Origin of the sequence: Streptomyces sp. CB02414, assembly GCF_001905385.1 — a bacterium.
Lineage (GTDB): Bacteria > Actinomycetota > Actinomycetes > Streptomycetales > Streptomycetaceae > Streptomyces.
In genome coordinates this window covers 644,536-667,823 of sequence record NZ_LIPF01000001.1, presented here as the reverse complement: position 1 = coordinate 667,823, position 23,288 = coordinate 644,536, and the positions used below count along the sequence as shown (strand labels likewise).

General features: G+C 71.2%; 23 protein-coding genes. 6 read left to right on the top strand and 17 right to left on the bottom strand.

Features of this window, described 5'->3' with window-relative positions; translation table 11 throughout:
- Positions 1-97: 97 nt before the first annotated feature.
- The 7 genes from AMK11_RS03140 to AMK11_RS03110 all read right to left on the bottom strand — a co-directional run bounded on the left by AMK11_RS03140 (position 98) and on the right by AMK11_RS03110 (position 8,654).
- The gene (locus tag AMK11_RS03140; protein WP_073722774.1) at positions 98-1,246 is read right to left on the bottom strand and encodes an aldose epimerase family protein; all 1,149 of its coding nucleotides are present in this window, start codon (positions 1,244-1,246) and stop codon (positions 98-100) included.
- A 65-nt stretch (positions 1,247-1,311) separates the two neighbouring features.
- On the bottom strand, positions 1,312-2,553 hold the full coding sequence (gene mmsB, locus AMK11_RS03135; RefSeq protein ID WP_073722773.1) for a multiple monosaccharide ABC transporter permease: 1,242 nt from the start codon (positions 2,551-2,553) through the stop codon (positions 1,312-1,314).
- The gene (mmsA, locus tag AMK11_RS03130; RefSeq protein ID WP_073722771.1) at positions 2,550-4,109 is read right to left on the bottom strand and encodes a multiple monosaccharide ABC transporter ATP-binding protein; all 1,560 of its coding nucleotides are present in this window, start codon (positions 4,107-4,109) and stop codon (positions 2,550-2,552) included. Before mmsA ends, mmsB begins: the two co-directional genes overlap by 4 nt.
- Before the next feature lie 32 nt (positions 4,110-4,141).
- Positions 4,142-5,254, bottom strand: coding sequence for a multiple monosaccharide ABC transporter substrate-binding protein (gene chvE / locus AMK11_RS03125; RefSeq protein ID WP_073722769.1), 1,113 nt, complete (start codon positions 5,252-5,254; stop codon positions 4,142-4,144).
- Between the two features lie 95 nt (positions 5,255-5,349).
- Positions 5,350-6,321, bottom strand: coding sequence for a hypothetical protein (locus tag AMK11_RS03120; RefSeq protein ID WP_073722767.1), 972 nt, complete (start codon positions 6,319-6,321; stop codon positions 5,350-5,352).
- A 165-nt stretch (positions 6,322-6,486) separates the two neighbouring features.
- Complete coding sequence (locus AMK11_RS03115) at positions 6,487-7,491, bottom strand: zinc-dependent alcohol dehydrogenase (protein WP_073722765.1); 1,005 nt, start codon at positions 7,489-7,491, stop codon at positions 6,487-6,489.
- Positions 7,488-8,654: a mandelate racemase/muconate lactonizing enzyme family protein gene (locus AMK11_RS03110; protein ID WP_073722763.1), complete on the bottom strand. Its 1,167-nt coding sequence runs from the start codon at positions 8,652-8,654 to the stop codon at positions 7,488-7,490. Before AMK11_RS03110 ends, AMK11_RS03115 begins: the two co-directional genes overlap by 4 nt.
- Before the next feature lie 214 nt (positions 8,655-8,868).
- Between AMK11_RS03110 and AMK11_RS37285 the strand changes: the two genes are divergently transcribed.
- Positions 8,869-9,597, top strand: a complete 729-nt coding sequence (locus tag AMK11_RS37285; protein ID WP_073722761.1) for an SCO2400 family protein — start codon at positions 8,869-8,871, stop codon at positions 9,595-9,597.
- Between the two features lie 51 nt (positions 9,598-9,648).
- On the opposite strand, the gene AMK11_RS03100 is transcribed toward AMK11_RS37285, so the two are convergent.
- Positions 9,649-10,089, bottom strand: a complete 441-nt coding sequence (locus AMK11_RS03100) for a MarR family winged helix-turn-helix transcriptional regulator (protein ID WP_073722759.1) — start codon at positions 10,087-10,089, stop codon at positions 9,649-9,651.
- Between the two features lie 104 nt (positions 10,090-10,193).
- Between AMK11_RS03100 and AMK11_RS03095 the strand changes: the two genes are divergently transcribed.
- The 3 genes from AMK11_RS03095 (at position 10,194) to AMK11_RS03085 (ending at position 12,652) form a co-directional block, all read left to right on the top strand.
- Positions 10,194-11,216 (top strand): NADP-dependent oxidoreductase, encoded by a 1,023-nt coding sequence (locus AMK11_RS03095; protein ID WP_073722757.1) that lies wholly within the window; start codon positions 10,194-10,196, stop codon positions 11,214-11,216.
- Positions 11,217-11,315: 99 nt separating this feature from the next.
- Complete coding sequence (locus AMK11_RS03090) at positions 11,316-11,735, top strand: organic hydroperoxide resistance protein (RefSeq protein ID WP_073722756.1); 420 nt, start codon at positions 11,316-11,318, stop codon at positions 11,733-11,735.
- Between the two features lie 113 nt (positions 11,736-11,848).
- Positions 11,849-12,652 carry an EI24 domain-containing protein gene (locus tag AMK11_RS03085; protein WP_073722754.1) on the top strand — a complete coding sequence of 268 codons (804 nt, stop codon included), beginning with the start codon at positions 11,849-11,851 and terminating at the stop codon, positions 12,650-12,652.
- On the opposite strand, the gene AMK11_RS03080 is transcribed toward AMK11_RS03085, so the two are convergent.
- The 3 genes from AMK11_RS03080 to AMK11_RS03070 form a co-directional block, all read right to left on the bottom strand.
- Positions 12,624-13,910, bottom strand: coding sequence for a pyroglutamyl peptidase (locus AMK11_RS03080; protein WP_198941287.1), 1,287 nt, complete (start codon positions 13,908-13,910; stop codon positions 12,624-12,626). The genes AMK11_RS03085 and AMK11_RS03080 overlap by 29 nt on opposite strands.
- A gap of 279 nt (positions 13,911-14,189) precedes the next feature.
- Positions 14,190-15,167, bottom strand: a complete 978-nt coding sequence (locus tag AMK11_RS03075) for an aldose epimerase family protein (RefSeq protein ID WP_073722738.1) — start codon at positions 15,165-15,167, stop codon at positions 14,190-14,192.
- A gap of 227 nt (positions 15,168-15,394) precedes the next feature.
- Entirely contained in the window at positions 15,395-16,321 is a 927-nt protein-coding gene (locus AMK11_RS03070; RefSeq protein WP_073722737.1) for an SGNH/GDSL hydrolase family protein, read from the bottom strand.
- 257 nt (positions 16,322-16,578) lie between these two features.
- On the opposite strand from AMK11_RS03070, the gene AMK11_RS03065 reads away from it, so the two are divergent.
- A complete protein-coding gene (locus AMK11_RS03065) occupies positions 16,579-17,073 on the top strand; it encodes a DUF3145 domain-containing protein (protein ID WP_073722735.1) in 495 nt (164 codons plus the stop codon).
- A gap of 87 nt (positions 17,074-17,160) precedes the next feature.
- Here the strand turns inward: AMK11_RS03065 and AMK11_RS03060 are convergent, their stop codons facing one another.
- From AMK11_RS03060 to fasR, 5 genes are all read right to left on the bottom strand, one after another.
- A complete protein-coding gene (locus AMK11_RS03060; RefSeq protein ID WP_073722733.1) occupies positions 17,161-18,450 on the bottom strand; it encodes a beta-ketoacyl-[acyl-carrier-protein] synthase family protein in 1,290 nt (429 codons plus the stop codon).
- A gap of 87 nt (positions 18,451-18,537) precedes the next feature.
- Entirely contained in the window at positions 18,538-18,786 is a 249-nt protein-coding gene (locus AMK11_RS03055) for an acyl carrier protein (RefSeq protein ID WP_019326292.1), read from the bottom strand.
- A gap of 79 nt (positions 18,787-18,865) precedes the next feature.
- A complete protein-coding gene (locus AMK11_RS03050; RefSeq protein WP_073722731.1) occupies positions 18,866-19,897 on the bottom strand; it encodes a ketoacyl-ACP synthase III in 1,032 nt (343 codons plus the stop codon).
- Between the two features lie 16 nt (positions 19,898-19,913).
- Positions 19,914-20,852, bottom strand: coding sequence for an ACP S-malonyltransferase (locus AMK11_RS03045; protein ID WP_073722729.1), 939 nt, complete (start codon positions 20,850-20,852; stop codon positions 19,914-19,916).
- 89 nt (positions 20,853-20,941) lie between these two features.
- On the bottom strand, positions 20,942-22,147 hold the full coding sequence (fasR, locus tag AMK11_RS03040) for a fatty acid biosynthesis transcriptional regulator FasR (protein WP_073722727.1): 1,206 nt from the start codon (positions 22,145-22,147) through the stop codon (positions 20,942-20,944).
- A 62-nt stretch (positions 22,148-22,209) separates the two neighbouring features.
- Between fasR and AMK11_RS03035 the strand changes: the two genes are divergently transcribed.
- A complete protein-coding gene (locus AMK11_RS03035) occupies positions 22,210-22,872 on the top strand; it encodes a pirin family protein (RefSeq protein ID WP_079187255.1) in 663 nt (220 codons plus the stop codon).
- A 4-nt stretch (positions 22,873-22,876) separates the two neighbouring features.
- On the opposite strand, the gene AMK11_RS03030 is transcribed toward AMK11_RS03035, so the two are convergent.
- Positions 22,877-23,287 carry a hypothetical protein gene (locus AMK11_RS03030; protein ID WP_073722725.1) on the bottom strand — a complete coding sequence of 137 codons (411 nt, stop codon included), beginning with the start codon at positions 23,285-23,287 and terminating at the stop codon, positions 22,877-22,879.
- Between the last annotated feature and the right edge of the window lies 1 nt (position 23,288).

The following is a 23,288-nucleotide window of genomic DNA, read 5'->3' as shown; positions in this document are numbered from 1 at the left end:
CCTCCGTCTGTGGACGGCCCGCGCGGGGGAGCGCGGGCCGCCCTTACATACGGAGGGGCGAGTGACGCCGTTCAACGCCTGTGAAGAAAGTGTGCCCTCACGCGCCGAACGAGTGGACCGTCGTCGTCCGGTACGTCTGCCCCGGCCGCAGCACGGTCGACGGGAACGCCGGCTGGTTCGGCGAGTCGGGGAAGTGCTGCGTCTCCAGGCACAGGGCGTCGCCCTGCCGGTAGAGCGAGCCGCCGGTGCCGGTGAGCGTGCCGTCGAGGAAGTTGCCCGAGTAGAACTGGAGACCGGGCTGGTCGGTGGCGATGCGCAGGGTGCGGCCCGAGGCGCTCTCGCGCAGGGTGGCGATGTGCTCGGGGCGGTCGGTGACGCCCTTGTCCAGCACCCAGTTGTGGTCGAAGCCCTTGGCGGTGACCAGTTGCGGATGGGCGTCGCGGAGGTCCCGGCCGATCGGCTTGGCCCGCCGGAAGTCGAAGGGCGTGCCGGACACCTTCGCCAGCTCGCCCGTCGGGATCAGGCCCGCGTCGGTGGGCGTGTAGCGGGAGGCGGCGATCGACAGTTCGTGGTCCTCGATGGTGCCGCTGCCCTCGCCGGCCAGGTTCCAGTAGACGTGGCTGGTGAGGTTGACGACGGTGGCCTTGTCGGTGGTGGCCTCGTAGTCGATGCGCCACTCGCCGCGCCGGGTGAGGGTGTAGGTCACCTTCGCCCGGAGCGTGCCGGGGTAGCCCATCTCGCCGTCGACGCTGGTGTAGTGCAGGACCAGGCCCACGTCGGAGCCCTCGCGGAACGGTTCGACGTCCCACACCCGCTTGTCGAAGCCCTGGGCGCCGCCGTGCAGGCTCTGCTCCCCGTCGTTGACGGAGAGCTGGTACGCCGTGCCGTCCAGGGTGAAGCGGCCCTGGCCGATGCGGTTGCCGTAGCGGCCGATCAGCGCGCCGAAGTACGGGCTGGAGGCCACGTAGTCGTCGAGGTTGTCGAAGCCCAGCGAGACGTTCTCGTAGCGGCCCCGGCGGTCGGGGATCTCCAGGGACTGGACGACGCCGCCGTACGACAGCACCCTCATCCGCGTGCCGCCGTTCTCCAGCGACCAGCGGTACACCTTCGTGCCGTCGGCGAGCCTGCCGAAGAGCTCCTTCACCGGCTTCCTGCCTCCCGTGGCGTGTGCCGTGCCGCCGACCGCGGTGGCCGTCAGGCCGGCGGCGGCCGCCGATGCGATGACCGTGCGTCTGCTCAGTTCCATGTGCGGCTCCTGTACTTCCGTGAGAAGAAGCGGGCCCCGCCGTGAGCGGCGGGGCCCGAGATCCGTTACGAACCGACCCTGCGCTTGTTCCACACGTCGAACCCGACCGCCGCCAGCAGCACGGCGCCCTTGATCACCTGCTGCCAGTCGGTGCCGATGCCGACGAGGTTCATGCCGTTGTTCAGCACGCCCAGGACCAGACCGCCGATGATCGCGCCGAGGACCGTGCCGACGCCGCCGCTCATCGACGCGCCGCCGATGAACGAGGCGGCGATGGCCTCCAGCTCGAAGTTGAGACCGGCCTTGGGGGAGGCCGCGTTGAAGCGGGCGGCGAAGACCAGGCCCGCCAGGGCCGCGAGCATGCCCATGTTCAGGAAGACCAGGAAGGTGACCTTCTTGTCCTTCACGCCCGACAGCTTGGCCGCGGGCAGGTTGCCGCCGATGGCGTAAATGTGGCGGCCGATGATCGCGTTGCGCATCAGGTAGCCGAACCCGACGACCAGCACGCCCAGGATGAGCAGCACGATCGGGGCGCCCTTGTAGCTGGCGAGCAGCAGGGTGACCACGAGGACGGCGGAGACCAGCGCGACCAGCTTGAGCCAGAACAGCTTGGCCGGCAGCACCTCGAGCGCGAACTCCTGCTGCCGCTTGCGGTCGCGGACCTCCTGGTAGACCACGAAGGCGATCAGCGCGAAGCCCAGCAGCAGGGTGAGGTTGTGGTAGTTGGTCTCCGGGCCGACCTCGGGCAGGAAGCCGTTGGCTATCTTCTGCAGGTCCCTGGGGAACGGGCCGAGGGTCTGGCCCTCCAGGAAGATCTCCGTCAGACCGCGGAAGAGCAGCATGCCCGCGAGGGTCACGATGAACGACGGTATGCCGAGGTAGGCGATGAAGAACCCCTGGGTGGCGCCCGCCGCGGCGCCGATGGCCAGGCACAGCAGCACGGCGACCGGCCAGGGGAGGTCGTTCCTGACCATCAGTACGGCGGCGATCGCGCCGGTGAACGCGGTCAGTGAGCCGACCGACAGGTCGATGTGGCCCGCGATGATGACCAGCATCATGCCGATCGCGAGGATCAGGATGTAGCTGTTCTGCAGCACCAGGTTGGAGACGTTGCGCGGCAGCAGCAGGTCGCCGTCGGACCAGACGGCGAACAGGGCCACGATCAGGCCGAGGGCGATCAGCATGCCGTACTGCCGCATGTTGCGGCGCAGCCCGTCGAGCATCAGCTGCCACAGGCCGCCGGCGGCCGGACCGCCTGAGCCGGGCGGCGCCGGGGCCGGGGTCTTCGCGGTCACGTCCGTGCTCATCGGGTTACCTCTTTGTCCTTCGTGTCCTTCGTCATCCGACGCATCAGCGCTTCCTGCGAGGCCTCGGCCCGTGAGAACTCACCCGTCAGCCGGCCGGCGGCCATCGTGTAGATGCGGTCGCACATGCCGAGCAGCTCGGGCAGTTCGGAGGAGATGAAGACGACCGCCTTGCCCTGGGCGGCCAGCTGGTCGATGACCGTGTAGATCTCGTACTTGGCGCCCACGTCGATTCCCCGGGTGGGCTCGTCCAGGATCAGCACCTCGGGACCGGCGAAGATCCACTTGCTGAGGACGACCTTCTGCTGGTTGCCGCCGGACAACCTGCCGACGGGTTCGAAGACGGTCGGCGCCTTGATGTTCATGGCCTTCCGGTAGTCCTCGGCGACCTGCCGCTCTCCGTGCTCGTCGACCACGCCCCGCTTGGCGACCTTGCCCAGCGCGGTCAGCGAGATGTTCCGGTTGATGGTGTCGATGAGGTTGAGGCCGTAGTGCTTGCGGTCCTCGGTGACGTAGGCGATGCCGTGTCCGACCGCCTCCGGGACGGTCTTCGTGCGGACCTCCGTGCCGTCCCTGAGGACGGTGCCGCCCGCGTGCCGGCCGTAGGTGCGGCCGAAGACGCTCATCGCCAGCTCGGTACGGCCCGCGCCCATCAGTCCCGCGATGCCGACGATCTCACCGCGACGCACCTCGATCGACACGTCGTCCACGACCTTGCGCTGCTGGTCGATGGGGTGGTGCACGGTCCAGTTGCGGATCTCCAGGGCGGGCGCGGCGCCCTCCTCGGGGTGGTGCGGGGTGCGTTCCGGGAAGCGGTTCTCCAGGTCCCGGCCGACCATCCCGGAGATGATCCGGTCCTCGGTGGTCTCCGCCGCCTTCACGTCGAGCGTCTCGATGGACTGCCCGTCGCGGATGATCGTCACCGAGTCGGCGACCCGGCGGATCTCGTTCAGCTTGTGCGAGATGATGATCGACGTCATTCCCTGTTCCTTCAGCTGAAGGATCAGGTCGAGGAGCTTGCCGCTGTCCTCGTCGTTGAGCGCCGCCGTCGGCTCGTCGAGGATGAGCAGCTTCACCTTCTTCGACAGCGCCTTGGCGATCTCCACCAGCTGCTGCTTGCCCACGCCGATGTCGGCGACGCGGGTCTCGGGGTGCTCGTCGAGGCCGACCCGGCGCAGCAGTTCGGTGGCGTGCCTGAGGGTCTCGGTCCAGTCGATCAGGCCGCGCTTGGCGTGCTCGTTGCCGAGGAAGATGTTCTCCGCGATCGACAGGTACGGCACCAGCGCCAGCTCCTGGTGGATGATCACGATGCCGCGCTGCTCGCTCGCCCGGATGTCCCGGAACCGGCAGGTCTCGCCCTCGAAGAGGATGTCCCCCTCGTAACTGCCGTGCGGATGGACGCCGGAGAGCACCTTCATCAGGGTCGACTTGCCGGCGCCGTTCTCCCCGCAGATGGCGTGGACCTCGCCCTGGCGGACGGTCAGCGTGACGTCCGACAGCGCTTTGACACCGGGAAAGGTCTTGACGATCGAGCGCATTTCCAGGACGGGTCCCGCCATGGTCGTGCCTTCCAATCCTTGTAGGGACCCGGTTAGTTGAGCTGGTCCTCGGTGTAGTAGCCGCCGTCGACGAGGATCTTCTTGTAGTTGGACTTGTCGACGCTGACCGGCTTCAGCAGGTAGGAGGGCACGGCCTTGGCACCGTTGTCGTAGGACTTGGTGTCGTTGACCTCGGGCTTCTTGTCGTTCAGGACCGCGTCGACCATGTTCGCGGCGACCTTGGCGAGTTCGCGCAGGTCCTTGAAGACGGTCTGGGTCTGCTGGCCCGCGATGATCGACTTCACCGAGGCGATCTCGGCGTCCTGGCCGGTGACGACCGGCATGGGCTTGCTGGCGGAGCCGTAGCCGTCCGACTTCAGGGCGGAGAGGATGCCGATGGAGATGCCGTCGTAGGGCGAGAGCACCGCGTCGACACGGGCGCCGCGGTAGCTGGAGGTGAGCAGGTCGTCCATGCGCTTCTGCGCGGTGCCGCCGTCCCAGCGCAGGGTGGTGACCTGGTTGAGGTCGGTCTGCTTGGAGCGGACGACGAGCTGGCCCTTGTCCATGTACGGTTTCAGGACGCTCATCGCGCCGTTGAAGAAGTACTTGGTGTTGTTGTCGTCGTTGGAGCCGGCGAACAGCTCGATGTTGAACGGGCCCTTCTCGGAGCCGTCCTTCAGACCGAGCTTCTCGACGATGTACGTGCCCTGCAGCTCGCCGACCTTGCTGTTGTCGAACGAGGCGTAGTAGTCGACGTTCTCCGTGCCGAGGATCAGCCGGTCGTAGGAGATGACGGGGATGTCGGCGTCCTTGGCCTGGCGGAGGACGTTGCCCAGGGACTTGTTGTCGATCGCGGCGATGATCAGGGCGTCCACACCCTGCGTGATCATGTTCTCGATCTGGGCGACCTGCTGGTCCGGGTCGTCCTCGCCGTAGACGAGCTTGGTCTCGTAGCCCTTGGCCTTCAGCTCCTTCTCGACGTTGGCGCCGTCGGAGATCCAGCGCTCGGAGGACTTGGTCGGCATCGCGATGCCGACGGTGGCTCCGTCGCTGCCTCCCTTGTCCTCCTCGCTGCCGCCCTCACTGTTCTGGCCGCAGGCGGTCAGCGTCAGGGCGAGCGAGGCGGCGGAGGCTATCGAGGCGAGTGCGGCTCTGCGGTTGCGCATGGTCATCATCCTTGAGGTGAGGGCTGGAACGGCGACGCAGGTGTGTGGGATTGTGCGCGGTCGTGTCTTCTTTTGTGAAGGGAGTTTCCGGAACGTTATGACGAGATCTCGAACCGGTTGAGCGAGCCCGGCAGCCGCGAGCCGAGCGGCGCCATCTCCCCGTCCGCCCCGTGCCGGGCGAGCAGATCGAGCGCGAGCCGGCCGCGCCGCACCCGCTCCTTGGCGGTGGCCAGCGTCAGTTCCCGCAGGTGATGGCCGTACGGGTAGATCCCGGGCGCCTTGGAGAGGCCGAACTTCAGGTACAGCGGGGCGCCGCGCCGGATCAGCTCGGCGATCTCGTACATCCGGACGTAGCCGCCCAGGTCGTCGGGAGCCTCGATGTACATGTCCATCGGCGCGGCCGAAACCCGCCGTATTTCGGTCAGGTGATCCGGTGTCAGGTCGCTGGGCACGTTGATGGAGTCGGCGCCGAGCCCTTCGTAGACCGCGTACGAGGCCGGGTTGACCGGCCCGACGAGCGCCGAGAGCTTCAGCGTGGTGCCGGCGGGGATGATGCCCGCCGTCCGCGCCCGGTGCAGCGTCCACAGCACGCCCTCGTCGGCGACCAGCAGGCACTGGACGCCCAGTTCGGTCGCCCGGACGGCGTCCTCGACGCACCCGGCGACGGCGTCGTGGCCGCGGGCGCGCAGGCCCGCGCCGCCGGAGTCGGTCCGGGTGGAGCCGCCGATGTCCCAGGTGCCGCGCGGGCCGGTGAACAGGCAGAGCTCGATGTCGCGTTCGGCGGTGGCCTCGACCATCTCGGTGATCTCGGCGTCGGTCAGCATCCACACCCCGCTGCCCTGGCTGATCCGGTGGATCGGCACGTCCAGCCGCGAGGACTCCTTCAGCACCACGCCCAGCGCCTCCGGACCCTCGCAGGAGGGAATCTCGGTGCGCCAGCGGCCGCCGCCCGGGAAGGAGTGCGGCGAGGCGTCGGCGGGGTCGAGGGCGGGCGCGGCCAGGCCGAGCGCGGTGAGCGCCTGCTCACCGGGCCTGCGTGCGGCGGCCTTGGCGGAAGCGTCGGTCACAAGCGTTCCTTAGGTTCGGTACGCCGGAGTCCGCACCCGGCAGGTCGTGTTCGACATGTCGGACGAGGTTCGCGACGTGAGGTACGAAGAGCCTCGAAGTGGAGGTACGCCGGTACGGGGGCCGTCAGGTCGCCCCCGTACCGGCGTACGACTCAAGGGGCGGGGTCAGGGATGCAGCAGCACTTTGCCGACCTTCGGGTCGCCCGAGCCCACCAGCTCGATGGCCTCGGGGAACTCGGCGAGCGGCAGCTCGTGGGTGACCAGCGGCCGCGGGTCCAGCAGACCGGCCGCGAAGACCCGCACCGTGTGCGCCCAGGCGTCCGGTGCCGCACCGAAGACGGTCTGCACCTCCAGCTGACGCACCACGAGGTCGGTGGGGTCGAGCCCGTCGGCACCCGGCGCCGGGATACCGGTCAGGACCAGGCGCCCGCCCCGGCGCAGCAGTGCGGAGGCGGTGCGGGCGGCATCGGCGGACCCGGCGGTCTCGATCACGACGTCGAAGTCGTCCGGCAGCGGCTGGTCCTTGGTGCGGAAGTCCGTCGCCCCGTACTGCCTCGACATCGCCTCCCGGTCCCCGCGCGAGCCGACGACCAGCAGCTCGCCGGGCGAGGCGGCCCGCAGGAACTGCACGGCGAACATGCCGAGCGTCCCGGTGCCGACGACGGCGACCCGCTCGCCGGGGCGGGCGTTCGCCTTGAGCGCGGCGGCGGCGATGCAGGCGGCGGGCTCCAGCAGGGCGGCCGCGGTGAGGTCGGCGTCGTCGGGCAGCACGTGCAGCAGCCGCGCGGGCAGGGTCAGCGTGGGCGCCATCGCCCCCGGCTGCGTGAACCCGGTCTCCTCGTAACCGGCCGTGCACAGCGTCGTCTCGCCCGCGTGGCAGCGGTCGCACACCTGGCAGTTGCGGAAGCCCTCACCGACCACCTTGCGTCCGGCGAGGGAGTCCGGCACCCCGGCGCCGACCCGCTCCACGGTCCCCGACCACTCGTGGCCCGGGGTGAGCGGATAACGCACGTACCCCTCGGGCCGGTTGCCCTGCCAGACCTCGCGGTCGCTGCCGCAGATCCCGGCCGCGTGCACCCGCACCAGAGCCTCGCCGGGACCGGGCTCGCGCGGCTCGTGCGGCGCCAGCCGGTACGCGCCCGGCGCCTCGACGACGACCGCGCCGCTCATGCCCCGGTCCCCTTGGGCTTGCGCTGCTCCCAGCCCTCGGCCCACAGGTCGAACCGCGCCTGCTGCTGGGGGAACTCGGCCGCCGCGTCGGTGTCCAGCTCGACGCCGAGGCCGGGCGCGTCGGAGAGGTGGAAGCAGCCGTCCTCCGGGTCCACCACCGGCGCGCCCTTGACGACCTTCTTGATCTCCGCGTCCGCGAAGTCGTTGAAGTGCTCCAGGATCTTGAAGTTCGGGGAGGTGAAGCCGACCTGGAGGGAAGCGGCGGTCAGCACGGATCCGCCCACGTTGTGCGGCGCGACCAGCGTGTAGTGCGTCTCGGCGGTCGCGGCCAGCTTCCGCGTCTCCCAGATGCCGCCGATGTGACCGACGTCGGGCTGGATGACGTCCACCGACTGGTCCTCGAACAGCTCGCGGAACTCGATCCGGTCGTGGATGCGCTCACCGGTGGCGACCGGGATGTCGACCTTCTCGGCGACCTTTTTCAGCGCCTTGAGGTTCTCCGGCGGGACCGGCTCCTCCAGCCAGGCCGGCTTGAACGGCGCGAGTTCACGCGCGAGCCGGACGGCGGTGGAGGGCGAGAACCGGCCGTGCATCTCCAGCATCAGCTCGGCGTCCGGCCCGATCGCGTCCCGCACCGCCTCGATCAGCGACACGGCGTAGTTCGTCTGCTGCTGGTCCAGCTCGAAGTGCCCCGTGCCGAACGGGTCGATCTTCAGCGCCCGGTACCCGCGCTCCATGACGCCCTGCGCGGCCTTGTGGTACGCCTCCGGCGTCCGCTCCGTGGTGTACCACCCGTTGGCGTACGCCTTCACCTTGTCGGTGACCTTGCCGCCCAGCAGCTGCCAGACCGGGACCCCGAGGGCCTTGCCCTTGATGTCCCAGCAGGCCATCTCCACGACGGCGATGCCGGACATCACGATCTCGCCGGCGCGGCCGTAGTCGCCGTACTTCATACGGCGCACCAGGTCCTCGACTGCGAACGGGTCGGCGCCCAGAATGTGGTTGGCCTCGGCCTCCTTCAGGTAGCCGAGGAGAGCGTCGGTGTGCCCCAGCATCCGGGTCTCGCCGACTCCAGTGATCCCCTCGTCGGTGTGCACCTGGACGTACGTCAGGTTGCGCCACGGCGTCCCGACCACGTGTGTGCTGATTCCGGTGATGCGCACGGCGGTTGCCCTTCGCTGTGTTCGATATTTCGTCACTCGTTCGAAATGCTGGCGTGACAGTAAGGAGGGGGCGGTGGGGGTGTCAATGGGTCGGACACATAACGGTTTCGGCAGTTTGCCGAGCAGGGGACGAGCCTGGGCGGGTGCTTCCCCACACAACATTCACAGTGACCTCTAGGAAGGCGCCCGTCCCGGAACTTAACCTTCCCGCGTCATGGACTACTGCCACCCGTGCCGACGGCACCTCAACGGCGCCCTCGCCTGCCCGGGGTGCGGCGTCCCCGCCGGTCAACCCGACGCCTCCGACGCGAACCTGACGGCAAGTGAGGCGACAGGTCCGCCGTGGTCCGCCGAAGAGGTGACCGCGCCCGAGGAGGACGCCGACGGGGGTCCCGGCGACGCCGCGCCCGGCGCCCGGGCCGGCCGCCGCGACCGCAAGGCCGCCGCACACCGCAGGCGCCGCCGCCGGGCCCTGTTCGTCACCGCCGGTTTCGTCCTGGCCGCCGGCGGACTGAGCCTCGCGGAACTCGGCCTGGACGCCCCGGGTTCTCCGCCGCAACCGGCGGCGGCCGGCGGCGAGTCCACGGACGGCGAGGCGACACGGCAGGTGGGGCAGACGTCCGCCGCACCGGCCGACGCGACCTCCGACCCGGCCCCGACCTCGGGCACCCCCTCACCGGACGCCTCCACGTCGACTTCGGCGTCGGCGTCGGTGTCCGCGTCGGCCTCGGGCTCCCCGGAGGCGGAGAACCAGGAGACGGCCGAGGAGGAGGGAGACCCCTCCCAGTCCCTGCCGGAGTCGGCACCGGACGCACCCGGCACCCCGGACCGCCCGACAACATCCCCGACCGACCCGCCCCCGACCACCACCCCGACCCCTACGGCCTCGCCGGACCCCACGCCCACGGAGACGTGCGACCGCTTCCTGTGGTGGTGCACGTAACCGGTCCCCAAGGCCGCGGGACGGCCCGGGTGGGTACGGCCGCACCCCGCCTCACTCCCCGAGCATCCTCCGCAACGCGTCCCGCAGCGCCACCCGCTCCCCCTCCGACAGCCCGGCGAGCGGCTCCCGTGCGAACCGCAGCGACTCCCGCAGCCCCCGCGCGACCCGGCGCCCCTCGTCCGTCGCCGCCGCCACCTTCACCCGCCGGTCGGCGGGATCTGGCCGGCGCTCGACCAGCCCCCGCGCCTCCAGCCGGTCCACGATCCCGGTCACGTTCGACGGCTCGCACTTCAGCTTCTGGGCCAGCTTCCGCATCGGCAGCGGCTCCAGCGACAGCAGGCTGAGCAGCTTGGCCTGCGCGCCGGTCAGGGCGCGCTCCGCGGCCGCCTCCTCGTAGTCGGCGTGGAAGCGGGCCACGACCTCGCCGATCAGCTCGACGACTTCGAGGGTGAGTGCGTCGGGTCTGCGGGTCGTGTCGCGTGGTGTGGCCATGGAATCCAGGGTAACCATTTGTTTGACAATGTGAAATGTTCAGCCGCATGGTTGTTTCAGAGGCTGAAGCATTTTCTCACCGCCCGCCACCAGGAAGGTGCGCCATGACCGACTCCCCCTCCCTCCCCGCCGTCAACCGCGAATGGCACCTGGACAGCCGCCCGGTCGGCTGGCCCAAGCCCGAGGACTTCTCGCTCGTCGAGGCGGAGCTCCCCACTCCGGGCGACGGCCAGGTGCTCGTGCGCAACCTGTACGTCTCCGTCGACCCCTACATGCGCGGCCGCATGAGCGCCGCCAAGTCCTACGTCGCCCCCTACGAGCTGGGCAAGGCCATGCAGGGCGGCGCCGTCGGCGAGGTCGTCGCCTCCAACGCCGACGGCATCGCCGTCGGCGACCACGTCCTGCACTTCTTCGGCTGGCGCGAGTACGCCGCCGTGGACGCGAAGAACGCGGTGAAGGTCGACCCGGAGGCGGCGCCGCTGTCGACGTACCTGGGCGTGCTCGGCATGACCGGCCTGACCGCCTACGCCGGGCTGCTGCGCACCGCGTCCTTCAAGGAGGGCGACTCGGTGTTCGTCTCCGGTGCCGCGGGTGCCGTCGGCAGCCAGGTCGGCCAGATCGCGAAGCTCAAGGGCGCCTCCCGCGTCATCGGCTCGGCGGGCTCGGACGAGAAGGTCAAGCTGCTCCTCGACGAGTACGGCTTCGACGCCGCCTTCAACTACAAGGACGGCCCGGTGAGCGAGCAGCTGCGCGCCGCCGCCCCGGACGGCGTCGACGTCTACTTCGACAACGTGGGCGGCGACCACCTGGAGGCCGCCATCGGGTCGCTCAACCGGGACGGCCGCATCGCCATCTGCGGCGCGATCTCCGTCTACAACAACACCGAGCCCGCCCCCGGCCCGAAGAACCTCGCCCGGCTGATCCAGACCCGCGGCCGCATCGAGGGCTTCCTGGTCGGCGACCACTACGACCTCCAGCCGCAGTTCGTCCAGGAGGTCGGCCCCTGGGTCCGCTCCGGCGAGCTGAAGTACCGCGAGACGGTCGTCGAGGGCATCGAGAACAACCTGGAGGCGTTCCTCGGCGTCCTGCGCGGCGACAACACCGGCAAGATGATCGTCAAGCTCTAAGGGTGGCTTCCCGGACTTTCCGGCATGCGGTAGCGTCTTTCCGAAATCCGTCGTGATCGTGGGCGCGAGTCACGGCGGACCGAGGAGGAAGACACCGCAATGCCGATTCAGCAGTCCGAGGTCCTCTACACCGCCGTAGCCACCGCCGAGAACGGTCGCGACGGACGGGTGGCCACCGATGACGGCAAGCTCGACCTGGTCGTGAACCCGCCCAAGGAGATGGGCGGCAGCGGCGCCGGCACCAACCCGGAGCAGCTGTTCGCCGCCGGGTACAGCGCCTGCTTCCAGGGCGCGCTCGCCGTCGTGGCCCGCCAGGAGGGTGCCGACGTGTCCGGTTCGACCGTCACCGCGAAGGTCGGCATCGGCAAGAACGACGACGGCTTCGGCATCATCGTCGAGATCTCCGCCGAGATCCCGTCGGTGGACGCCGCCACCGCGCGCTCGCTCGTGGAGAAGGCCCACCAGGTCTGCCCGTACTCGAAGGCGACCCGCGGCAACATCACCGTGACGCTCGTCTGACCGGGCCCGCAGCGCAGGACCCGCAGGAGGCCGCACCCGAAGACACGGGTGCGGCCTCCGGCGTGATCCGGCGAGCCACGCCCGGCCGGTACGGTCCCGGTAGAGTTCCGCCCATGCGCGATCTTGGGGCGGGATTCGGTCATCTCCTGAAGGGCCAGCGCTGGGTGGCCCGGCACGGCAAGAGCTACGGCTTCGGGCTGGTCCCCGGCCTGATCACCCTTGTCCTGTACGTGGCGGCGCTGGTGTCGCTGGCGCTGTGGGGCACGGACTTCGTCGCCTGGGCGACCCCCTTCGCCGACGACTGGTCGAGCCCCTGGTCCGGCCTCTTCCGCGGCTTCCTCACCGCCGTCCTCTTCGCCCTCGCGCTGCTCCTGGCCGTCCTCACCTTCACCGCGGTCACCCTCCTGATCGGCCAGCCCTTCTACGAGAGCCTCTCCGAGCGCGTCGACCGGGACGTCTCCCCGGACGGCACCGCTCCCGAGTCCGGCCTGCCGCTCCTGCGCGAGCTGTGGATCTCGGGCCGCGACAGCCTCCGCATCCTCGTCCGCGCCGCCCTGTGGGGCGTACTGCTCTTCGCGCTCGGCTTCATCCCGGTCGTCGGGCAGACGGTCGTCCCGGTGGCCGGCTTCTTCGTCACCGGCTTCTTCCTCACCGAGGAGCTGACCTCCGTCGCCCTCCAGCGCCGCGGCGTCGAGCTGCGCGACCGGCTCGCCCTGCTGCGCTCACGCAAGACGCTGGTCTGGGGCTACGGCACCCCGCTGGCCGTGTCCTTCCTGGTGCCCTTCGTCGCGGTGTTCCTGATGCCGGGCGCGGTCGCCGGCGCCACCCTCCTCGCCCGCGAACTGCTGGGCGAGGAGACCAGGGACGGCGACTCCGCAGACCCGGCGGTCAGCTCCGGTCCCCCTCCGACGCACTGACCGCCACCGCCACGATCGACCGCACCTGCGCCACGATGTCCAGCCGGTTCCGCACGAACGCGGGGTCGGTGACCGTCCCCGTCGCCGGGTCGGTGTTCCCGTAACCGAACCGCAGCACCGGTGTGTGGACGTGCCCGCCCGGCAGCGTGCCGCGCAGTCCGAGCCGGTCCCGCAGCAGGGTCGCCCGGTAGGCGATCTCGTTGGAGAGGTAGTCCCCGCCGCCGCCCGCGCGGGCCGTCGAACCGGGCGTCGGCCCGTCCGGCCGTACGACCGCCTCCGTGCCGCCCGCCGGGATCTCCGTCACGCTCGTGTTGTCGTACACGGGGAACCGGCCGGTGTCCGCGGCCGTGATCGCCTCGTACGGCAGCGTCGTGGTCGTCCACTGCGGCTGCGAGGCCGGATCGGCCACGGGCACCGTCTCCGTACGGGAGACGTTGTCGTTGTCCGGGAAGCCGCCCCGCCACGCCCCGTTGGTCCGCTCCACGTCGAACCGCCCGACGCGGCCCTGGCTCACCGTCGTGAACAGGTCCGCCCGCGGCAGGTACGGCCGCAGCGCCTCCTCCACCGCCCCCCGCGTGAAGTCCCGCCACCGCACCGGGAACACGGCCGTCTCCACCCGCGCCGGACCCGCCGCCGTCTGGATCACCGTGCCGTCCAGCGCGAGCGCGACGGCGCCGGACGGGTTGGAGATCCGGATGTCGCGGTCCAGGGTGAACGGGTCGAAGCCGGTCAGCAGGACCCGCTTGAGGCCCTTGCCCCGCGCCTCCCCGCCGGGCAGGTCGATGTCGGTCTGGCCGCGCGAGGTGCGCTCCAGCACGCCGAGCAGCGCGTCCCGCTGCGGCTCCGTCAGCCGGAACCCCGCATTCCAGGTGCGCAGTTCCCGGGTCATCCCGAGCCGGGCCCAGTACAGCGGCCGGTCGTCGTCCCGCGCCAGGTCCCCGCGGGCGGGCCCGCGTCCCTGCGCCCGGTCCACCGCCCGCCGCCACAACGCCGAGCCCTCGCGCGCGACGAGACGGCGGGCCTCCTGGTAGGAGTCGGCCCGCCCGAGTCCGCGGGCGAACGCCGGTGCCACGCCGGCGAACCCGGAGCGCCGCAGGATCTCCCGGGGCACCTCGCCGTCGAGCCGCCGTTCCTCGACGGTGGGAGCGGGTGCGGTGGCGGTGGTGGCCGGGGGAGCCGCCGTGGCCGTCGCGGGGGCCACCAGCCCCGCCACCAGGGCCAGTCCGAGTACGCCGGTGCGAACGCGTATGTGTGTCAAGGGAGTCCAGGCCTTCCGTCGCCGTGGGGTGCGCTGCGGACGGCGGCAGTATCGCGTGACGGAAGGGACGCGCGCTACGGCGAGCGGCTCATGGGCGTTTGTGAAGGGTTCGTACGAACTCCGGTCCGGACGCTCGATCACCGGTCACCGGATCCCGGCGGCGATTACCGTCGGGGGCGGGCCGCCGCCCGACGGCGCGCCCCCGCGAGCAGCCCCGGCCCGGGACCTGACGGCCGGGCCGGGGCTCAGTACCGTGACCGATCCCCGTGTACGCGCCCGCTACCGCACCGAGAAGCCGTACACCGTCTCCGAGCGGAACACCTCGCCCGGCCGCAGCACCGTGCTGGGGAACTCCGGGCGGTTCGGGGAGTCGGGGAAGTGCTGCGTCTCCAGGGCGACGCCGTCGCCGGGCGCGAAGGGCTCGCCCAGGTGGTCGGCGGTGTACAGCTGGAGGCCAGGCTCGGTCGTCGACACGGTCAGCACCCGACCCGACGCCGGGTCGTACAGCTCGGCGACCTCGACGGCGGTGTCCGTCACACCCTTGTCCAGGACGAAGTTGTGGTCGTAGCCGGAGCCGACCTTGCGCGGGAGCCGGAAGTCGAAGCGCGTGTCCGTCACGTCCCGGGGCGCGCCCGCCGGGATCAGGTCGGCGTCGACCGGTGTGCACCGGGAGGCGGCGAGCCGCAGCTCGTGACCGCCCGCGTGCCCGGACCCGGGCCCGCCCAGGTTGAAGTAGCTGTGGTTGGTCGGGTTCAGCACGGTCGGCGCGTCGGTGACCGCCTCGTAGCCGATCCGCAGCGCACCCGACGCGTCCAGCGCGTACGTCACCGACATCTCCAGCCGGCCCGGGAAGCCCTCCTCGCCGTGCGGGCTGACCCGGCTCAGCCGGACACCGTCCGCCACCGGCGCCACGTCCCACACCCGCTTGTCGAAGCCGCGCTCGCCGCCGTGCAGCGAGTTCGGCCCGTTGTTGAGCGCCAGCGCGTACGTCCGCCCGTCCAGCGGGAAACGGCCGCCCGCGATCCGGTTGGCGTACCGGCCCACGAGCGCACCGAAGTAGGGCTCCGGGTGCGCCAGATAGCCGTCCAGACCGGCGAACCCCAGCACCACGTCGGCACGGTGCCCGTCCCGGTCCGGGACCTCGGCCGACTGCACGATCCCGCCGTACGACAGGACCCGTACCCGTACGCCGGCCCGCTCAAGGGTCCAGCGGTGAACGGGGGTGCCGTCGGGAAGTGTGCCGAAGAGTTCGTTCATGTGCGGAACTTTAGGCCCTGTCGTTAAATTCCCGTCGTCCGCCCGGAGGGCGGGCCCGGCGGCGTCTGGTGCGTGCGATCGCAAGGCGCCGGAGCGTCCTCGTGGCGGAGCCACGTGGGCGGTTCGGCAACGCGGCGAGCGTGCGTGCCAGGCGTCGCCGGGCAGGCGGGAATTTGACGACAGGGCCTAGGACACGCCTCCCAGGTCAGAACGGGTCAGGCCCGAGGTCAGGGCTGCTTCGCGGTGACCGCGCGGTAGGCGATCTCCGCCAGCCGCGCCTGGCCGTCCACGCTCGGGTGGAACCAGTCCCAGCGGCTCAACTGGTCCGTGCCGAACCGGAACTCGTGCACCGCCCCGCCGTCGGTGCGGCACCGCCGGTCCTTCGCGCAGACGTCCCGCAGCACCGCGTTGTAGTCCTCCACCCGGTCCCGCACCGTGTTGCGCCGCGAGACCGCCGCCGAGTCCAGCGCGTCCGCGTCCGCCAGCATCGACGGGCAGATGCCCAGCTTCCAGACCTGCTTGCCCAGCGGGTTGGTGCGCCCCTGGGACCACAGCCGCTTCAGGTCCGGGATACTCGCGACGTACACCTGCGTCTTCGGCAGCTTCTCGCGCAGCGCGCCCATCGCCTCCTCGAACTGCGCCCGGAAGTCGGCCACCGACGTCATCGCGGAGGTCGTGGCCCGGCAGGCGTCATTGGCCCCCACCATCACCGCCACCAGCTCCGGCTTCCGTGCCGCCGCCCGCGTCATCTGCCTCGTCAGGTCCGCCATCCGGGCGCCGGTGACCGCGTAGTTCCAGCTGTTCTCCGCCGCCTGCGCCTGCCCCAGCAGCCGTACGGCCAGGCTGTCGACCTCGGCGCTGGTGCCGGTGGCCCACGAGACCTCGGGACAGTCCGACAGGACCGTGCACGCGTCGAAGCCGCGCGTGATGGAGTCACCCACGGCGGCGACCGACTCGGGGCCGGTGTCCCACAGCGGGGCGGGCTCCGTGCTCTTCGACGCGGAGCCGGACGGGGCGGGGGAGTCCCCGCCCACCGCGTCGCAGCTCGTCGCGCCGACGACGGCCGCCGTCAGCACGGCCGCGGCGCGGACGGCGAGTGCGGCACGCGAACGGCGGCGGACGCGCCGCGCCCCGCGCTCCCTGCCCTGCCCCATGCCGCTCCCGTCCCTCGCCTGGTGCCTCCAGTGTGCTCAACCCATGACACCGCGCGAGGGTTCCCGGGGCGGCGATGGTGCGTCTCACACCCGCACAAGCGTCCTGCCGGGTGAATGGCGGACGTTTGTCGGCACCGGGACCGACGGTACGTCACACTCCGCGCCCCGGCGCACGGTAGCCTCGCCATCAACGTGGCCCGCCCGGCCACGGGCCGTTCCACCCGTTCCGAGATGTCCCGCTCAGCCCGGAGGTTCCGGTGACGACACGTGGAGTTCTGTACGTGCACTCCGCGCCGCGCGCGCTCTGCCCGCACGTCGAGTGGGCCGTCGCCGGGGTGCTCGGCACGCGCGTCAGCCTGGACTGGATCCGGCAGCCCGCCGCGCCCGGCACCTGGCGCTCGGAGTTCTCCTGGCAGGGCCAGGCCGGCACCGCCTCCAAGCTCGCCTCCGCGCTGCGGGGCTGGCAGCTGCTGCGCTTCGAGGTCACCGCGGAGCCGTCCGCGAACGCCGAGGGCGAACGCTACAGCTGCACCCCCGACCTCGGTATCTTCCACGCAGTCACCGGCATCCACGGCGACATCCTGGTCCCCGAGGACCGGCTGCGGGCCGCCCTGACCCGCTCCCAGCACGGCGAGAGCGACCTGGAGTCCGACATCGCCAAGCTCCTCGGCAAGCCCTGGGACGACGAACTGGAGCCCTTCCGCTACGCCGGCGAAGGCGCCCCGGTGCGCTGGCTGCACCAGGTGGTCTGAGTCCCGGCTCGCCGCCCTCCCCGTACACGGACATGTGAAAGGGCCCCACCGACCGGTGGGGCCCTTTCACACGCTCACGGAAGTCGCTCAGACCGTCCGGAACGCGAGTACGACATTGTGGCCGCCGAAGCCGAACGAGTCGTTCAGCGCGGCGATGCGGCCCTCGACCGGCAGCTTCCGGGCCTCACCGCGCACGATGTCCGCGTTGGCCTCGGCCTCCGGGTCGAGGTTCTCGACGTTGATGGTCGGCGGCGCCACCCGGTGGTACAGCGCGAGCACGGTCGCCACGGACTCCACGCCGCCCGCGCCACCGAGGAGGTGACCGGTCATCGACTTGGTGCCGGAGACCGCCATGTGGTCGACGTCGTCGCCGAGGACCTTGCGCAGCGCCTTCAGCTCGGCGATGTCACCGGCCGGCGTCGAGGTGGCGTGCGCGTTGACGTGCACGATCTCGGCCGGGTTCAGGTCGGAGCGGTCCAGCAGGTTCTGCAGGGCGTGCGAGATGCCGCGGCCCTCCGGCTCCGGCTGCACGATGTCGTGGCTGTCGGCGGAGACGCCCTGACCGACCGCCTCCGCGTAGACGCGGGCGCCGCGCGCGGCGGCGTGCTCGGCGGACTCCAGGACGAGGACACCGGCGCCCTCACCGAGGACGAAACCGTCACGGCCCGTGTCGAAGGGACGCGAGGCGCCCTGCGGGTCGTCGTTGTTCTTGGACATCGCCATCATGTTGCCGAACGCGGCGATGGGCAGCGGGTGGATCGCCGCCTCCGTGCCACCCGCGACGACGACGTCGGCGCGGCCGGTGCGGATCATCTCGATGGCGTAGCCGATGGCCTCGGCGCCCGACGCGCAGGCGGAGACCGGCGTGTGCACGCCCGCGCGGGCGCCCACGGCCAGGCCCACGTTGGCGGAGGGGCCGTTCGGCATCAGCATGGGGACGGTGTGCGGGGAGACGCGGCGGACGCCCTTCTCCTTGAGCACGTCGTACTGGCCGAGCAGGGTCGTCACGCCGCCGATGCCGGAGGCGATGACCGCGCCGAGCCGGTCGGGGTCGACGCTGGCGCCCTCACCGGGTTCGGTCGCCTCGCCGGCCTTGCCGGTGAAACCGGCGTCCTTCCAGGCCTCCTGTGCGGCGATCAGCGCGAACTGCGCCGAGCGGTCCAGGCGGCGGGCCTGCGGCCGCGGGATGACCTCGGAGGGGTCCACGGCGACGGGGGCGGCGATGCGGACCGCCTGGTCGGCGGCCCAGTCCTGCTCCAGGGGCTTGACGCCGGACTTGCCGGCGACCAGGCCCTCCCAGGTCGAGGCTGCGTCGCCACCCAGCGGTGTGGTTGCGCCGATACCGGTGACGACCACGGTGCGCTTGGTCGAGCTCACGGGAATTCTTTCTCCAACGGGATACGGATTCGTACGGCGCCACCGCCGGGTGGCGGGGCAGTCAGCCCAGAGGCAGTGATCGGGTGATCAGCTCTGGTGCTTGAGGATGTACTCGGTCGCGTCGCCGACCGTCTTGAGGTTCTTGACGTCGTCGTCCGGGATCTTGACGTCGAAGCGCTCTTCGGCGGCGACGACGACCTCGACCATGGACAGCGAGTCGACGTCCAGGTCGTCGGTGAAGGACTTGTCCGTCTGGACGTCCTCAACCGGGATGCCGGCGATCTCGTTCACGATCTCCGCGAGACCGGCGACGATCTCTTCCTGAGTGGCGGCCATGATGGCGCTCCTTCGTAGATGTTCCAGAGTGGGTGGCTCTTGTGTTCCGCTCCGGACCGCATGATCCGGCACGGAGTGCCTAGGGGAGGGTAACGACCGTCGCGGCGTAGACGAGACCCGCCCCGAAGCCGATGACGAGCGCGGTGTCGCCGCTCTTCGCCTCGCCGGTCGCCAGGAGCCGCTCCATCGCGAGCGGGATCGAGGCGGCCGAGGTGTTGCCGGTGGTGCGGATGTCACGGGCGACCATGACGTGCTCCGGCAGCTTCAGTGTCTTCACCATCGAGTCGATGATCCGCACATTGGCCTGGTGCGGGATGAAGACGTCCAGGTCGTCCGGGCTGATCCCGGCCGCGTCCAGCGCCTGCTGCGCGACCTTCGCCATCTCGAACACGGCCCAGCGGAACACCGCCTGGCCCTCCTGCGTGATGGCAGGAAACTTCACGTTGCCCTCGGAGTCGAGGGGCAGCTCGGAGACGTCGCCGATCCGGAAGCGGTCCCAGGGGACCGTCTGCTTGATCGTCTCGGACTTGTCGCCCTCCGAGCCCCAGACGGTCGGGCCGATCGCCGGCTCCTGGGAGGGGCCGACCACGACCGCGCCCGCACCGTCACCGAAGAGGAAGGCCGTGGCCCGGTCCTCCAGGTCGGTCAGGTCGCTCAGCCGCTCCACGCCGATGACCAGGACGTACTCCGCCGAACCCTCGACGATCATGCCCTTGGCCAGCGTCAGACCGTAGCCGAAGCCCGCACAGCCCGCCGAGATGTCGAAGGCGGCGGCCTTGTCCGTGCCCAGCTTGTCGGCGATCTCCGTCGCGACGGCCGGGGTCTGGCTGAAGTGCGACACGGTCGAGACGACCACGGCGCCGATCTGCGCGGCGTCGATGCCGGCGTCCGCGATCGCCTTGCCGGACGCCTCGACCGACATCGCGGCGACGGTCTCGTCCGGACCCGCCCAGTGCCGGGTCTCGATGCCGGAGCGCGAGCGGATCCACTCGTCGGACGAGTCGATCGTCTCGAGGATCACCTCGTTCGGCACGACCCGGGTGGGGCGGTAGCCGCCGACACCGAGGATGCGCGCGTACGGGGCGCCCTTGCTGGGCTTGATCTTCGACATGCTCTCGCGCTCCTTGTCAGGCCTGCTCGGCGTGTCCGGCGTGCTCGGCCACGAGCTCGCGGGCCGCGTCGAGGTCGGCGGGGGTCTTCAGGGCCAGGGTCTTCACACCCGGCAGCGCACGCTTGGCCAGGCCGGTCAGGGTGCCGCCGGGGCACACCTCGATCAGCGCGGTGACGCCGAGCTCCTTGAACGTCTCCATGCACCGGTCCCAGCGGACCGGGTTGGCGACCTGCCCGACCAGGCGCTCCAGCACCTCGGCGCCGGAGGCGACGGCCTGCCCGTCCCTGTTGGAGACGTACGTCACCTTCGGGTCGGCGGGCGCGAGCGCCTTCGCGGCCTCGGCGAGGCTGTCCACGGCGGGCGCCATGTGGTGCGTGTGGAACGCGCCGGCCACCTTCAGCGGGACGACCTTGCGCACGCCCTCGGGCTTGTCCTCGTTCAGCGCGGCCAGCTGCTCCATGGTGCCGGCCGCCACGATCTGACCGGCGCCGTTCACGTTCGCCGGGGTCAGGCCGAGCTTCTCCAGGTGCGCGACGCTCACCTCGGGGTCGCCGCCGAGCAGCGCCGACATACCGGTCTCGGTGACCGCGGCGGCCTCCGCCATGGCCAGACCCCGCTTGCGTACGAGGGCCAGCGCGGCGGTGTCGTCGAGGACACCCGCGAACGCGGCGGCGGTGATCTCACCGACACTGTGGCCGGCGACCGCGCCGGGCGCGATCTCCGCGATGTCACCGAGTGCCGCGGCGGACAGCAGGCCCGCGGCGACCAGCAGCGGCTGCGCGACGGACGTGTCACGGATCTCGTCCGCGTCGGCCTTGGTGCCGTAGTGGGCGAGGTCTAGTCCGATGGCGTCGGACCATGCGGCGACGCGGTCGGCGGCGCCGGGAAGGGCGAGCCAGTCAGTCAGGAAGCCGGGCGTCTGGGCGCCCTGGCCGGGAGCGACGAGTACGAGCACTCTCACACTCTCTCTTGAGGACGGGCGCGGCCGCCCGTGAGGACAGGGACATAGAACACGAGGGGGTTTTGTAGACCCCCGACAAAAGCTTAGAGTTGCGGATCTCCATCGGCCAGACGCCCCAGGATGAGCGCGATCCGCAGTGTGAACGCAGACCGTACATCAGAGGGTGACCACCCGGTGACGTCAGTCACACGTCGGAGCCGGTAGCGCACGGTGTTCGGGTGAACGAAGAGCATCCGGGCGGCCCCTTCGAGGCTGCTCGCCTGTTCGAGATAGACGCTGAGCGTTTCCAGCAGCGCCGCCCCGGCTTCCTCCAGTGGTCTGTAGATCTCCTCCACCAACTGCACGCGGGCCGAGGGGTCGGAGGCGATCGCGCGCTCCGGCAGCAGATCGTCCGCCAGCACCGGCCGCGGGGCGTCCTGCCAGGCGGTGCAGGCCTTGAGGCCGGCGGCGGCGGCCTGCGCGGACCGGGTCGCGGCCAGCAGGTCGGGCACCACCGGGCCGGCCACCACCGCGCCTTGCGCGAACGGCCCGATCAGCGACTTGGCGACGGCGAGCGGGTTGTCGCTGCCGCCCGCGATCACCACCAGCCGGTCCCCGAGCACCCCGGTCAGCACCTGGAGCTTGGCGTGCCGCGCCGCCCTCCGGATCGCCTCCACGGTCAGCTCGGAGTCCCCGTCGGGCGCGGTGCCGAGGACGACGCAGACGTGCTCGGGCGAGTTCCACCCCAGCGCGGCCGCCCGGGACACGGCCCCCTCGTCGGCCTCCCCGCTGAGCACGGCGTTCACCACCAGCGACTCCAGCCGCGCGTCCCAGGCACCCCGTGCCTCGGCGGCCTGCGCGTACACCTGGGCGGTCGCGAAGGCGATCTCCCGGGCGTACACGAGCAGCGCCTCGCGCAGCACCGACTCGTCACCGGGCGCGGCGACCTCGTCGATGGCGGACTCCATCACCTCGATGGTGGTCCGCACCATCTCCACGGTCTGCCGCAGCGTGATCGCCCGGGTCAGCTCGCGCGGCGCGGTGCCGAAGACGTCGGTGGAGATGGCCTGGGGCGCGTCCGGCCGCCGGAACCACTCGGTGAACGCGGCGATGCCCGCCTGGGCCACCAGCCCGATCCAGGAACGGTTCTCCGGTGGCATGGCCCGGTACCACGGCAGGGTCTCGTCCATGCGCGCGATGGCCTGCGCGGCGAGCGATCCGGAGGACTGCTCCAGCCGCTTCAGGGTCGCGGTGTGCGGATGGACGGCGCGCGCCGCGGGCTCTGGCTTGCTGGTTTCGGGTTCGGGCACGGGGACAAGACTGCCTTATCGGGACGGGTGCCCGTGCCGCCGGGGCTACGGTGGACGGCGTGATGGACGTACGGCGCGCCGACGAGCGCTACCAGGGCGGTGACCCGGCGGCCGGGATCGAGACACGGCACGCCTTCTCCTTCGGCCCCCACTACGACCCCGGCAACCTGCGCTTCGGCTCGCTGATCGCCTGCAACGAGGAGCGCCTCGCCCCCGGCGCCGGCTTCGACGAGCACCCGCACAGCCACACCGAGATCGTCACATGGGTGGTGGAGGGCGAGCTGACCCACCGGGACACCGCGGGCCACGAGACGGTCGTGCGGGCCGGTGACGTCCAGCGCCTCAGCGCGGCGGCCGGCGTACGCCACGTCGAGCGCAACGGCGGCCCGGCACCCCTGACCTTCGTACAGATGTGGCTGGCCCCGCTCGCCCCCGGCGGCGACCCCGCCTACGACATCGTCCGCGGCATCGCCGACTCCACCCCGTACGCCGTCCCGGAGGCCGGCGCGATGCTCCACGTACGCCGTCTGTCGGCGGGGGAGCGGACGGCGGTGCCGGACGGGGCGTGCGTGTACGTGCACGTGGTGCGGGGCGAGGTGGTGCTGGGCGGGGAGACGCTGGCCGCGGGGGACGCGGCCCGCGTCACGGACGCCGGGGCGCTGGACGCGGTGGCGGGGGGGACGTCCGGCGCGGAGCTGCTGGTGTGGGAGATGACGGCCCGCTGACGCGTCAGGTCAGCGGGTGCGTGAACGGGCCCGCCGCCCTCTCGAAGGCGGCGAGGGTGACCTCCGCGACGAGAACGGCATCGTGCTCCATGCCCTCGGGGAGGTGTCCGCGCATCTCCTCCCGGCACAGGAGCCTGCCGTCGGGGAGGAGGACCGCCGCGCGGAGCCGGTCCGCCAGTTCGATGATGATCTTCCACACGTCACCGACCTGAGGGCGTATCACATTGATCTCGCCGCCGGAGACGCTCACCTCGGCCTCGCTGCCGTCGGTGGCGCGGATCCAGTACTCCGTCGCCCCGTCGATCACCCCCTCCGGCACGGCCGCGACGGGCGAGAGGACCGCCCGGACCAGGTCCATGTCGAAGTCGGCCAACTCTCCGTCGGAGAACCGGTAGAGGCCCAGGGAGTAGCCCACC

Bases quoted from the DNA above. Each gene is read 5' to 3' on its own strand.
- mmsB (WP_073722773.1), bottom strand. From the start codon at position 2,553: ATGAGCACGGACGTGACCGCGAAGACCCCGGCCCCGGCGCCGCCCGGC.
- AMK11_RS37285 (WP_073722761.1), top strand. From the start codon at position 8,869: ATGGACTACTGCCACCCGTGCCGACGGCACCTCAACGGCGCCCTCGCC.
- AMK11_RS03075 (WP_073722738.1), bottom strand. From the start codon at position 15,167: ATGAACGAACTCTTCGGCACACTTCCCGACGGCACCCCCGTTCACCGC.
- AMK11_RS03085 (WP_073722754.1), top strand. From the start codon at position 11,849: ATGCGCGATCTTGGGGCGGGATTCGGTCATCTCCTGAAGGGCCAGCGC.
- AMK11_RS03070 (WP_073722737.1), bottom strand. From the start codon at position 16,321: ATGGGGCAGGGCAGGGAGCGCGGGGCGCGGCGCGTCCGCCGCCGTTCG.
- AMK11_RS03055 (WP_019326292.1), bottom strand. From the start codon at position 18,786: ATGGCCGCCACTCAGGAAGAGATCGTCGCCGGTCTCGCGGAGATCGTG.
- mmsA (WP_073722771.1), bottom strand. From the start codon at position 4,109: ATGGCGGGACCCGTCCTGGAAATGCGCTCGATCGTCAAGACCTTTCCC.
- chvE (WP_073722769.1), bottom strand. From the start codon at position 5,254: ATGCGCAACCGCAGAGCCGCACTCGCCTCGATAGCCTCCGCCGCCTCG.
- AMK11_RS03100 (WP_073722759.1), bottom strand. From the start codon at position 10,089: ATGGCCACACCACGCGACACGACCCGCAGACCCGACGCACTCACCCTC.
- AMK11_RS03095 (WP_073722757.1), top strand. From the start codon at position 10,194: ATGACCGACTCCCCCTCCCTCCCCGCCGTCAACCGCGAATGGCACCTG.
- AMK11_RS03115 (WP_073722765.1), bottom strand. From the start codon at position 7,491: ATGAGCGGCGCGGTCGTCGTCGAGGCGCCGGGCGCGTACCGGCTGGCG.
- AMK11_RS03140 (WP_073722774.1), bottom strand. From the start codon at position 1,246: ATGGAACTGAGCAGACGCACGGTCATCGCATCGGCGGCCGCCGCCGGC.
- AMK11_RS03090 (WP_073722756.1), top strand. From the start codon at position 11,316: ATGCCGATTCAGCAGTCCGAGGTCCTCTACACCGCCGTAGCCACCGCC.
- AMK11_RS03035 (WP_079187255.1), top strand. From the start codon at position 22,210: ATGGACGTACGGCGCGCCGACGAGCGCTACCAGGGCGGTGACCCGGCG.
- AMK11_RS03050 (WP_073722731.1), bottom strand. From the start codon at position 19,897: ATGTCGAAGATCAAGCCCAGCAAGGGCGCCCCGTACGCGCGCATCCTC.